Source organism: Porphyromonas bobii (assembly GCF_943169685.1).
Classification (GTDB): Bacteria; Bacteroidota; Bacteroidia; order Bacteroidales; family Porphyromonadaceae; genus Porphyromonas; species Porphyromonas pasteri.
The window spans coordinates 143,954-156,958 of record NZ_CALPBU010000003.1; the positions used below are offsets into that span (position 1 = coordinate 143,954).

Sequence of the window (13,005 nt, forward strand, 5' to 3'; positions counted from 1 at the left end):
CAAAGATTAGAAGGTGACATTGAGAGTCGTAGTGAAGGTGCGGGCGGCAGCATAGCCGACAGTACCATGGACACCAGTGTAGCCGCTGAAGGGGTTGAGCCCTCTGCGCTTGGAGAGGATAAAGAGGTTCTCAGCTGCGAAGGTGAGGCCAACACCATCGACCCCGAGCTTCTTAGCAAAGTGCTTGGGGAGGTCGTAGGTCATCGAGATGCTCTTCAGTGCAAGGGCAGTCGAAGAGATGAGCCAGCGGTCAGAGGTCATCGTCGAGAAGTTCTGTGGGTCAGCATCGAGGCGAGGGACGTCAGTGACCTGCCCAGGCTTGCGCCAAGCACGATAGAGATCAGGGTGCATAGCTGTCCCCGAAGTGAGGTCACGTGACATCATGCTCTGATAGAGGCCATCGTAAGACTTACCACCGATCTGATAGGCAAAGACGAAGTTGAGGCCGATATCCTTGTAGCGGAAGTTCGTGGAGAAGCCACCATAGACATCAGGGATAGATGAGCCCGCATAGTGCTTGCGAGCCTTTTCCCCATTCTTCGTGTAGGTAGCGCGCTCGCCCGTAGCTTCGAGGCCGGGTTCATCGGGGTTCTTCTCCCGGTCGAGGCGATACATAGCCTTACCATCAGCAGGGTCTACCCCGAGGTATTCGTAGACGAAGTAATCGTAGAGGCTGTGACCCTCCATATACTTCTTCGTCCCGACGATGATCCCTTCTTCACGATTGAGATCAGGGAGCTTGACGATCTTATTCCGCAGCCACGTAGCGTTAGCACGCAGGCTCCAAGAGAAGTCGCCGATACGCAGGATCTTAGCACCGAGCTCGAGCTCGAGACCATAGTTGCGGATCTTACCGATATTACGGTCGATGCTGCCGACCCCCGTCGAGGTAGCGAGCTCATACTCGAAGAGCAGGTCCTTCGACTCCTTGTTGAAGACTTCGATCGTACCATCAATTCGGTCAAAGAGGCCGAATTCAAGAGCTACGTCAGAGGTAATCTGGGTTTCCCACGTCAGGTCGGTATTCCCGACATGTGCTACACGCAGACCAGGTTCATCGAGGTTATTGCTGGAGCTGTAGGTCGTCTGATAGGGATAGTAGCCAGATAGACCGTCATTCCCCGTCTGCCCATAGGAGCCACGGAGCTTGAGTCGGTTGACCCAAGAGACGTTCTTCATGAACTTCTCGGAGTTGATATTCCACCCAGCACCGACAGCCCAGAAGTTCCCCCAACGGCTGTTCTTGTGAAAGCGGCTAGAGGCATCTCGGCGGTAGGCCAGCGAGAGGTTGTAGCGGTCGCTGTAGTTGTAGTTGAAGCGACCGAAGTAACTTTCCTTGCGATAGACATCGGTGCTGGAGTTGACCGAGCGTACTTTGGTATAGTTGGAGAGCTCATCGATGACGATGAACTTCAAGAACTCCTTCGATCCCGACATACCGAAGTTCTCGAGATCATAGCTCTCATGGGCGATGAGCCCTTCGAACTCATGATCCTTACCCAGCTTCTTCGTGTAGTTAGCGAGCTGTGTGAAGGTCAGTGTCGTACCACGACCTACACTCATTTCCAGCAAGCCCTGAGGATTATCCCCCGTCTTGTTGTTGTAGCGGAGCTTAGAGCGGCTATTCGTTTGGTCGTAGGCTACCTGAAGCGAGAGCTTAAGCCCATCAATAGGCTTAATATCGAGATGTGCACGACCCATCAAGGCATCGCGCAGCGACTCATTGTGGTCGAGGTAAGCCAGCTCGATCGTATTGTAGTTCTTACGATAGGGGCGGGTGACGCTGTGGTCATAGATCCTATTCCCGCGGTCATCGAGGACGTATGCTCCCGTCAGCGGGTCATGGACATGGATAGGATAGATAGGAGCGACCGTCTGAGAAAAGTGTGCACCATTAGCAGAAGTACCACCGAGCGAGCGAGGACCTTCGGAGCGTGTGTGCGTCAGCCCAATGTTCGTACCGAGCGTCAGCCAGGGGCGGATATCATACGAGAGGTTAGCACGGAGGTTGTAGCGCTTGTAGCCTGACTCGATCATGAATCCACGCTCGTTGAGGTAGTTCAGCGAGAGGTACGACTGGAGCTTATCGGTACGGAGACCTCCGCTGAGCGTGTACTCACCACGATGGCCCGTGCGGTAGAAGGCATTGTACCAGTCGAGGTCATCGCCATAGAGGAGGCCATTGATCTCGGGGTTCAGCTCACCGGTAGGAAGGAGGATACCAGGATAAGCCCCCTTAGCAGGGCCACCCTTAGAGAGCTGATAGACCCCATTGGCGTCCTTACGATAGTAGGAGTCGATACCACTATAGGGATTGTACTTGAGCGCTTGATAAGTCTGGAGGGCTGCGATCGTACCGAGCTCTTCATCAGTCTTATTCTTATTGCGCTCGTCATAGCGGAGCGTATTGTACCACTGCTGCCAGCGCACCTTGTAGTGATCCATGGTACCGATCTTATCGTACTCAGGGAGCCCACGGACGGAGAAGCCTTGGCTCGTAGAGAAGGTAAAGTGAGGCTGACCAGCCTGCCCAGCATTCCGCTTCGTGGTGATGAGGATGACCCCATTACCTGCGCTGGAGCCGTAGAGGGCGGTGGCGGCAGCGTCCTTCAGCACAGAGATATCAGCGATATCCTGCTGAGCGATATCAGAGATACGCCCCGTATAGACAGCGCCATCGACGACGTACAGAGGAGCCGAGGAGGCATTGACCGATCCGAAGCCACGGATACGGATATCTGCTTCGGAGCCAGGCTGACCCGATGAGGTCGTGACCTGTACCCCTGCAGCAGCACCGGCAAGTGCGTTCGAGGCATTAGAGATAGGTCGGGCTGCAAGCTGCTTGCCACTGATCGAGGCTTGTGCCCCGACGAGGCTCTGCTTCTTCTGCGTACCATAGGCTACGATGACGACCTTGTCGATGGACTGCTCATCGTTGTCCAGGAGGATGCGAAGTTCTTTGCCCGTGATGGCGACGACCTTACTGGCGTAGCCGACGCTCGACACACGTAGCGTGCGAGCTCCCTCGGGGAGGTGAAGGGTGAAGCGTCCCTTCGGGTCGGTCAGCGTACCGATGTTGGGATAGTCTACAGACTGGACTGAGGCCGGGACGATGGGCTCTTTGTCCTCCACAGAGAGGACGATCCCCTTGACGGTGATCTGCTTCTTTTGAGCCCATGCTACTCCTATCGAAAGAGTTAGGAATAGGAGTAAGAGTAAACTCTTCTTCATTTGCGTCTTTGGGTAACTAAGGTGAAACGGATAGGATCTGACGACGGGTAGAGTGGACCTCATCCGACCCCTGCTGGAGGGTGATGAGATACACATCAAGGTGTGTGCTAAAGGCTCTCCCCTACTCGTGTAGGTTGGTGTTCGCAGCGGGAAGGGAGGGTCTGAGGGAGGATGGTACGGCTGTGCAGGTCTACTCGGAGTGCCTACTCTCTTGAATGAAGAGGTACTCAGGGCATGTGTCTAAGACTATCGCTCAGCCATAGGGAGGAGGTACGTCGGTGAGGGTAATGCGTTGGTTGGAGAGGATCGCTGAGGTGTGTCGGTGTGTCTCTCCTTGTCTTTCTTTGCAGTAAAGGTAGGAAACTTCTTATTAAATACCAATCTCTCCATATCATACGATACAAAAAGCCCCGCCGCAGGGATCTGCGACGGGGCTTCTATCTATATATCTGCTGGGAGGACTGTGAGGCTTAAGCCTTCGTGTCTTCGCTCATCAGCTTGTTGAAGTCTTCGGGAGATACTTCCTTCTCCGTGACGGTGATCGCTTCCTTAGCGATAGCAGCGAGCTTGGAGTCAGCGACGCGGTCGATGAGGTTCTCCTTCGTGCGCCCGTCCTTGAGCATGCTCTGAGCGTAGTTCTCGAGCAGTTCGTCGGGCACAGAAGTCATGCCGTACATAGCGAACTGGTTCTTAGCTACGATGAGGGCGAACTTATTGAGGTCCTCATCAGAGATCTGCACACCAGCAGCTTCGAGGAGCTGACCCTTGATGCGGTCGAAGGTGATGTCATCGAGGATCTGTGGCATATCACGATCGAGATCTTCGACCTTAGCCTCAGCGTTGCGAGCGAGGAAGATGCGCTTGAGCAGAGCTTCGTCGTAAGCTACCTTGCCAGCCTTCTTCAGAAGGAGAGCACGCAGGTCACGCGTGAACTTGAAGTCGCTCTCGGTGGCGAACTGCTCAGCGAAGCTCTCCTGGATGTTCTTACGCAGAGCTTCTTCGCTGCGGATGTCGCTACCTTCGCCGAAGGCTTCGGTGAAGAAGGCATCATTGAGCTCAGCAGCTTCGCGGCGTGAGATCTTCGTGATCTGGTAGGAGAAGGCTACACCATCGAGGGCGGGGACAGCTTCCTTCTCGATCTGGAGGAGTGAAGCGATCTCAGGAGCCTGACCGTCATAGAGAGCGAAGGGCTCGAAGGTGATCGTATCACCGAGCTTAGCACCGATGAGCTTAGCCTTCTCAGCTTCACTCTTAGCGAAGCGGGGGAGGATCAGTGCCTGGGCAGTTTCGATACCGCCTTCCTTGGGCTGACCATCAGCGAGCTCGAGGGCACGGCCGTAGACGACGTCGTTGTCCTCTACAGTGTCAGCTTCAATCTGCTTACCAGCGTTCTCAAGCATACGCTTGATCTGCTCGTCTTCCATTTCCTTGGTAGCGACGATGCGGTAGTAGGTGAGCTTGTCCTTCTTCTCGAGCTTAGCTTCGATCTTAGGAGCGAGGGCTACGTCGTAGGAGAATTCGAAGTTCTCTTCCGTAGCGAAGTCGTACTCCTCAGCGTCCTCTACAGGCAGGGGATTGCCGAGGATCTGGAGCTTCTCTTCGTCGATATAGCCGAAGAGAGCGCTGACGACAGCACGGTTGATCTCCTCGACCTTGACCGAGGTGCCTACCTGCTTCTTGATGAGGCCGAGGGGTGCGTGGCCCTTACGGAAGCCAGGGATAGAAGCATTCTTCTGATAGTTCTTCAGTGCCTTATCTACTTGGGGTTGGTAGTCTGCTGCACTCACCTGGACGGTGATGACAGCTGCTACATCGGAGGTCTGCTTAATCGATACAGCCATTCGTCTTTTATTATTTAATGTATACTATGCTTATTCGTAATATCTGTCGGGTCGGGCAAGGAGGTGAGATCTCTGCCCACAGCACCCTAACAAATTGAGTGCAAAGGTAATCTAAATAGACTACTTAGACAAGCTACCGCAAGCCTGCACCACGGGCGATCCGCTCACGAAGGATCTCGGTAGACTTCGGGTCGTCGAGGATCTCACCGAGCAGGGAGAGGAACTTCGTCACACGCGTCTCAGGGGTCAGCATCTCCTCTACCGGCAGAGGAGCCGACGAAGGAGCATCTCCCGAGGGTAGGACGAGCGCCGTCAAGAGCACCTGTGTCACGAAGAACGTGAAGGGCTGCATCTCGGGGGGGAGGAAGTCAGCACGCTCACGGAGGGGGAACATCGGGCGGTACGTGTGGATGAACTTGTAGAAGGGCCCGATGATGAAGGGATTGATGTGCTGCAGGATCGAGGAGAGCTGCACGGGAGTGAAGTGCTGGAGCGTCTCGACATGCATATAGAGATGCTTGATCTCGAGGCGCTTGATGGCGAGCGAGACGGGGTTCTTCCACTCCTTCAAGCAGTCGGCATCATTGACGTAGACGAAGGTTGCCTTCGCCCCCTGCTGTATGGGCTGCTTGAGGAAAGTCTGCTGCGAGACCACCTGCACAGGCAGATGGATATACTCGCTGTACTGCAGGAGGATGGACTGCCAGAGCAGGACATCGGTCTCATTCCCTACGATGATATAGCCCTTGTTACGCTCGACCTCTCCCTGATAGACCTCCTCGACGAGGCGAGCCAAGAGGTGCATGTAGAAGGGATGCTTGAGGCCGACGATGAAGCCAAAGCCATTCAAGCAGAGGTCATAGAGCAGGTGCTCAACCTCGGAGTAAGCGGGATTGATCTGCTTCTTATCCCAGGGGATAGCCTTCTCGGGATAGGCGGAGCTGAGCTCGGTCTTCCACTGACTGAGTTGGGCACACTCCTCGGCGAACTCCTGCACATCCTCATAGCAACGGAAGGAGGATGAGATCGCCAGTGCCTCCTCACAAATCTGCTCAAGGAGGTGATAGTTGCTCTCGGGGAGGATTCCTTCGGGAGAGAAGTACTTCTCCTTCAGACGCTCGTACTCGGCACGGTACGCATCGCCTACACGGAGGCGGATGCTACGCCCGCCCTTGTAGCTGACATAGATAGAGGAGTATTCGGCAGCATAGCTCAGGCCAGCCCAGGGGTAGCCTGGGACGTGCTCCTCGAGGAAGAGCGATACCGCCTCGAGGTGCTTACACGTACCGAGGCCATTGGTACGGAAGTCCAGACAGGAGCAGAAGTTGCGATCGCTCTGTACGCCACGGAAGGCGACACGGTAGCGGCCGGTGGTGCTACAGACGAGGTAGTCACCCCAGATGCGGTTCTTGTCGAGGTGCTCCACGGTGAAGTCACTCTCGCGTGCGTTCTCACGGCGGAGGGCTACCTGCCACTCCTCGATCGTCATGTTGTCGGGACAGATCTTGTTGGATAAACGGTTTCCAAGTTTCATGGGTGTGGTGGTTATAGTGTTAGGGGTAAGGATTTATTCAATACAACATACTATTTGTGTGAAGCCTTCTTACGGCCAGCAAGCTTGAGTTCGTCGGCGAGGAAAGGTGCCGTAGGGCTGTCCTTGACCTTTGCCAAAGCCTCGGGAGTACCAGCGAAGAGCAGCTGTCCTCCGTCCTTCCCGCCCTCGGGACCAATCTCGATGATATAGTCGGCACTCTTGAGGACATCAAGGTTATGCTCGATGATGATGACGGTATTCCCACGATCGACGAGGCGATTGAGGATGCCGAGGAGGACGCGGATATCCTCGAAGTGCAGGCCCGTAGTCGGCTCATCGAGGATATAGACGGTCTTACCCGTGTCGCGCTTAGCGAGCTCGGAGGCCAGCTTGATACGCTGACTCTCTCCGCCAGAGAGGGTCGTCGAGGACTGCCCGAGCTTGATATAGCCGAGGCCTACATCCTGCAGGACCTGAAGCTTCTTGAGGATATGGGGGACGTGAGCGAAGAACTCCACCGCCGCATTGATCGTCATATCGAGGACGTCGGCGATGGACTTGCCCTTGAAGCGCACCTCGAGGGTCTCTCTATTGTAGCGACGCCCGTGACAAGCCTCGCATGGAGCGAAGACGTCAGGGAGGAAGTTCATCTCGATGGTCTTGTAGCCATTCCCCGAGCAGGTCTCACAGCGTCCGCCCGAGACGTTGAAGGAGAAGCGCCCAGGCTTGTAGCCGCGCATCTTGCTCTCGGGAAGCCCCACGAAGAGGTTACGGATATCGGTGAAGACACCCGTATAAGTCGCGGGGTTACTACGGGGCGTACGGCCGATAGGCGACTGGTCTACGGCGACGACCTTGTCGACGTACTCCAGCCCCTCAATGCTATCATAGGGCAGCGGATCCTTCAGCGAAGAATAGAGGTGCTGACTGAGGATAGGCAGCAGGGTCTCATTGATGAGCGTGCTCTTACCACTCCCCGATACCCCAGCGACACATATCATGGTACCCAGTGGGAGGCTGACATCGATACCACGAAGGTTATTGCCACGCGCACCTGTCAGGCGGAGCTGACGCTCGGTCATCGGGCGACGCTCGGGGGCAACCTCGATGGTCTCGACACCGCTGATATAGCGTGCCGTCAGCGTGCCAGCGCGCATCATCGCCTCGGGCGAGCCCGAGAAGACGACCTCGCCACCGAGGCGGCCTGCCTTCGGCCCCATATCGATGATATGGTCTGCCTCGAGCATCATATCCTTGTCATGCTCGACGACGATGACGGTATTCCCCAGATCACGGAGCTTCTGCAGCGAATGGATGAGGCGCACATTGTCTCGCTGGTGGAGACCAATACTCGGCTCATCGAGGATATAGAGTACCTCGACCAGCTGGGTACCTATTTGTGTCGCCAGACGGATACGCTGGCTCTCGCCCCCTGAGAGGGAGGCGGTCATGCGGTTCATAGAGAGGTAGCCGAGACCCACATCCAGGAGGAAGGACAGACGGGTACGGATCTCCTTGAGTACCTCGGTAGCGATGGTACGCTGCTGATCCGTCAACTTATCCTCCAGCCCCTCAAGCCAAGAGGCCAGGTGCGTCAGCTCCATCGAAGCGACCTCACCGATATTCTTCCCGCCGATGAAGTAGTGCAGGGCTTCCTTGTTCAGGCGTCCACCATGGCACTCGGGGCAGACCTCTGCGCGGGTGAACTGTGCCATCCACTTCTCTGCGCCTCGGGGACTCTCCTCCTCTTCGCTCTGCGCCATAAGGTAGGCACCGAGGCCATCATAAGAGAGGGGTACGCCACGCAGCTCTGTGAAGCGGTCGTCCAGCAGGACTAAGTCCTCTTCACTGCCCTCGACGATCTCTGTGAGTAGGTCATCGGGCAGCTGGGAGATAGGATCCTTGATCGAGACCTCATACTTAGCGCAGAGGGCTTCGATCTGGGCGAAGACCAGCGTACGGCGGTACTTCCCTAAGGGGAGAATGCCCCCAGCATAGATGCTCTTCGTGCGGTCGGGCACGATGCTATCGAGATCAATGACACGTACTTCGCCGAGGCCCTTACAGCGCGGACAGCTACCGTTGGGCGAGTTGAAGGAGAAGTTGTGCGGTGCGGGCTCGTTGTATGACAGGCCCGTCTCGGGGTCCATCAGATGGCGGCTGAAGTAAGCGACCTCGCCCGTGCCGATCTCTTGGAGCATCATCACCCCGTCGCCCTCCTTGAGGGTCAGGCGGAGGCTGGCAAGTAGGCGGTCGCGGTTCTTCTCCGCTATAGTGAGTTTGTCGGTCTGTACCTCGACGCTGTGGAGCTTGTAGCGGTCGAGCTTCATGCCGTAGGTGATCTCTCGTAGCTCCCCGTCGACGCGGACGGTGAGGAAGCTCTTCTTACGAAGCTGCTCGAAGAGCTCTTTGTAATGCCCCTTACGCTGCTTGACGACGGGGGCCAAGAGGAGGACCTTCTTCCCCTCATAGCGCTCCAGGAGGAGCTCCAGGATCTGCTCCTCGGTATAGCGCACCATGGGCTTGCCCGAGAGGTACGATACGGCCGTACCTGCACGTGCATAGAGGAGACGGAAGAAGTCGTAGATCTCCGTGACGGTCCCGACGGTAGAGCGGGGATTGCGGTTCGTAGTCTTCTGCTCGATAGATATGACGGGGCCGAGACCTGTGATCTCATCGACGTCAGGGCGCTCGAGACCTCCACCAAGGAAGCCTCGGGCATAGGAGCTGAACGTCTCGATATAGCGGCGCTGGCCCTCAGCGTAGATGGTGTCGAATGCCAAGGAGGACTTCCCGCTACCACTCAGGCCGGTGAAGACTGTCAGCGAGTAGCGAGGGATGTGAGCATCCACGTCCTTAAGGTTGTGCACGCGGGCACCACGAATATCTAAGTCTTGCATCTAATAAATGAAAGGAAGACCCGAGCAGAGCCTACCGTGAAAGAATGTATAGTACACAAAGTTACGAATAAATCGGCTCTCTGTCTCGCCCTTGACAGCCCCCTTATCCCCCCTAAGCCAAGAGATTTCTCTATGAGTCTATCGTACCCCTCGCATAAGGGGGTGCTACCGACCTATATTGGTCGGCGGGCGAACCTATATAGGTCATCACACGGACCAGTATTGGTCACGACGTCGATCTATATAGGTCGGAGCAGTGACTCATATTAGGTTGTTGCTACGCATAGGGATAAAAGTTGTGGACGAGTGGCTGATAAGCTTGATCTACGTACGTGGCTCTAATATCTACGTACGTGGATATTTGGACTGACGTGCCTGGTCTTTAAGACTACGTACGTAGATAGAGAAAAACCACTACAGGCAAACGCTTTATCCTTCACGAGAAGGGCACTTTTTCCTCCGCTGAATAAGAGGAATACGCGCGATAAAGCGAAGGGCTTGTGTATCTCTTCGGAGAGGTATATCGGGGAGCTGGGCGTGCGATGCCTTAGCACTCTAAATAGAGGACAGGACTCGCTGCAACAGGCTCATATAGGTCAGCAGACCTTGCCGAAGAGGCTCTAACGACAAGGCGCTCGATAGGATAAGCATCTATATAATAATAATGTACTATCTTCGCAGGGTGAGCCTTGGCACCAACATACGCACTTGCCCTCAGGCTTCCCTCATACAGCTCAACTGAATCCACAATTTATAATGCCTATGGAGCGAATCCTACTCACTATCCTTTACGCCTTCCTCGCTTGGCTGCTCTATTACGCAGAGTCCGCTGGTGACACCTGGAAGGATCGTCTTCCCAGTCTCTTCCTCTTCATACTCCTCGTCGGAGCTATCCCCGAAGGGGTGCGCCTCACGCGTCGCTTCCTCCATCGCTTGCGCAGAGACTGGCACAGCCATCGTAGCATGCAGCACTAAGCTGTAGCTCGGAGACAGCGACACCCTAAGAGCAGTGAGCCCCACAATGCAACCGCATTGTGGGGCTCATACCTATATATTATGGAGAGATTCGCTGTACCTTTGCGGGGCAAAAGAAGCCCTTAGCTCCCGAAGCAAGAGCTCGGCATATCGGCCTTCCCCTACATTTATATATACCCCTCTCGTTATGAGTGCAAGTGATACCCTCGACCTACCCTACCTCAGTGAGCTCAACGAAGCCCAGCGTGCTGCCGTCGTCTACAACGATGGCCCCGCACTGGTCATCGCTGGCGCAGGCAGCGGCAAGACCCGCGTCCTCGTCTACAAGCTCCTCTACCTCTTAGACTCGGGCTATCACCCCGCAGGTCTCATGGCACTGACCTTCACCAACAAGGCTGCCCGTGAGATGCAGGCGCGTATCTCCCGCCACGTCGGCTCGGTAGCTCGGCAGATCCACATGGGCACCTTCCACTCGATCTTCGGGAAGATCCTCCGCCAGCATGCCCCCCTACTCGGCTACACCTCGGACTACTCGATCTACAACACCTCCGACAGCCGTAGCCGTATCAAGGCCATCATCAAGCAGCTCGGTCTCGACGACAAGGTCTACAAGCCCAATGTCGTGCACAACCGCATCTCCTCGGCGAAGAACCGCCTCATCACCGCCAGTGCCTACGCCTCCTACACTGACTTCCTCAAGTACGATGCGAAGAGTGGCCTGCCGAAGCTCTACGAGATCTACCAGCACTACGAGGCTGAGCTCAAGCGCTCCAATGCGATGGACTTCGATGACCTCCTGCTACAGATCAATATCCTCTTCCGCCAGCACCCCGATGTACTGAAGCTCTGGCAGGACCGTATCGATTACCTCCTCATCGACGAGTATCAGGATACCAACTTCGCCCAGTATATGATCGCACGCCAGCTGATGCAGGACAAGGGTGCTATCTTCGTCGTCGGCGATGATGCCCAGAGTATCTACTCCTTCCGCGGGGCGAACTTGGACAATATCCTTAGCTTCGAGAAGACCTTCCCCAACGCCCGCACCTTCAAGCTCGAGCGCAACTACCGCTCCACGCAGACCATCGTCAAGGCTGCAGGGCAGATCATCGCGAACAACGAGTACCAGATCCCCAAGGATGTCTTCTCAGAGGAGTCTATCGGTGAGCCTATCACCGTGCATGAGGCGCTCTCGGGTGACCTCGAAGCTCTCTGGGTCTCCGACGAAGTGCAGCGTCTTCATCGTGATGGCAATCCCTACAGCTCGATAGCCATCCTCTACCGCACCAATGCGCAGAGCCGTACCCTTGAGCAGGTCTTCCGCCGTGTTGGACTCCCCTTCCGTATCTATGGCGGACGCTCATTCTTTGACCACAAGGAGATCATGGACGTCGTCGCCTACTTCCGCGTCTTGGTCAACGAGCTGGATGAAGAGGCGCTCCTGCGTATCATCAACTACCCCAAGCGAAGCATCGGCGACACGACAGTACAGCGTGTACGTCAGGCCGCCTCACAACAGGGTCTGCCGATGATGCAGATCCTCCGTGACCCTCTCGCCTATGGCGTGGAGGTCAATAAGCCCACCGCTGCCCGACTACAAGCCTTCGCCGCTCTCCTCGATGACCTGCGCGCCTACAACCAGCAGGAGGATGACCTCTATGCGATCGCTGAGCGCGTGATCAATGAGACGGGCATCCTCGCCGATCTCAAGAGCGACACCACCAGCGAAGGCAAGGGGCGCGTGGAGAACATCCAGGAGCTACTCGGTGGTATCGACGAATACATCCATGCCGCTCTCGAGGCCGACCAGACGCCCTCACTCGGCGTCTACCTCAGCGAGATCGCACTGATGACCGACCAAGACAAGACGGGCGACGAGGAAGACTGCATCACGCTGATGACCGTCCACTCGGCAAAGGGACTGGAGTTCCCTCACGTATTTATCGTAGGGCTGGAGGAAGATCTCTTCCCCTCGATGATGAGCAATACGGGGAAGGAACTGGAGGAAGAGCGCCGACTCTTCTACGTCGCACTGACGCGTGCTGAGAAGACTTGTCATATCGGCTATGCGAGAGAGCGCTTCCGCAACGGGCGCACGGAGTTCAGCCGTCCCAGTCGCTTCGTCCGTGAGCTCCCCAAGGAATTAGTGACCTTCGACTCGGGATTAAGCAGTCACGCCTCGCCCTGGGACCGCCCCAAGGCAGTACACCCCGCAGGCGGTGACCTCCCGACGGACTTCTCCGACCGCCCTGTCTTCCGTTCGGCTCCTCCCGCACCTTCGCGCCGTGTCCTCATCGAGCGCAGAGAGGCTGGAGATACGCCCGAGGAGAAGCACAAGCGTATCGGTGCGCTCGCTGTCGGCGGACGCGTCGTGCACAAGCGCTTCGGTGCGGGTGTCATCGACGAGCTCGAAGGTCGTGGCGACAATGCTAAGGCTACCGTCACCTTCGACACGGGCGAGACGAAAAAGCTCCTCCTGCGCTTCGCCCAGCTCGAGGTGCTTTAGGGAGAAAACCACTATAGC

6 protein-coding genes are annotated in these 13,005 nt (G+C 56.2%); 2 read left to right on the forward strand and 4 right to left on the reverse strand.

Annotated features, from left to right (window positions below; all coding sequences use genetic code 11):
* Positions 1-6 precede the first annotated feature (6 nt).
* The 4 genes from KO088_RS04395 to uvrA all read right to left on the reverse strand — a co-directional run bounded on the left by KO088_RS04395 (position 7) and on the right by uvrA (position 9,506).
* Entirely contained in the window at positions 7-3,231 is a 3,225-nt protein-coding gene (locus tag KO088_RS04395) for a SusC/RagA family TonB-linked outer membrane protein (RefSeq protein ID WP_215493736.1), read from the reverse strand.
* Between the two features lie 470 nt (positions 3,232-3,701).
* Positions 3,702-5,072: a trigger factor gene (gene tig / locus KO088_RS04400; RefSeq protein ID WP_215493737.1), complete on the reverse strand. Its 1,371-nt coding sequence runs from the start codon at positions 5,070-5,072 to the stop codon at positions 3,702-3,704.
* Positions 5,073-5,205: 133 nt separating this feature from the next.
* Positions 5,206-6,606 (reverse strand): SWIM zinc finger family protein, encoded by a 1,401-nt coding sequence (locus KO088_RS04405; RefSeq protein ID WP_229770782.1) that lies wholly within the window; start codon positions 6,604-6,606, stop codon positions 5,206-5,208.
* A gap of 50 nt (positions 6,607-6,656) precedes the next feature.
* Positions 6,657-9,506: an excinuclease ABC subunit UvrA gene (gene uvrA / locus KO088_RS04410; protein WP_215493738.1), complete on the reverse strand. Its 2,850-nt coding sequence runs from the start codon at positions 9,504-9,506 to the stop codon at positions 6,657-6,659.
* A gap of 762 nt (positions 9,507-10,268) precedes the next feature.
* Between uvrA and KO088_RS04415 the strand changes: the two genes are divergently transcribed.
* Together KO088_RS04415 and KO088_RS04420 are read left to right on the forward strand one after the other, a co-directional pair.
* Entirely contained in the window at positions 10,269-10,481 is a 213-nt protein-coding gene (locus KO088_RS04415) for a hypothetical protein (protein WP_215493739.1), read from the forward strand.
* 187 nt (positions 10,482-10,668) lie between these two features.
* Positions 10,669-12,987 carry an ATP-dependent helicase gene (locus KO088_RS04420; protein ID WP_215493740.1) on the forward strand — a complete coding sequence of 773 codons (2,319 nt, stop codon included), beginning with the start codon at positions 10,669-10,671 and terminating at the stop codon, positions 12,985-12,987.
* Positions 12,988-13,005: the final 18 nt, after the last annotated feature.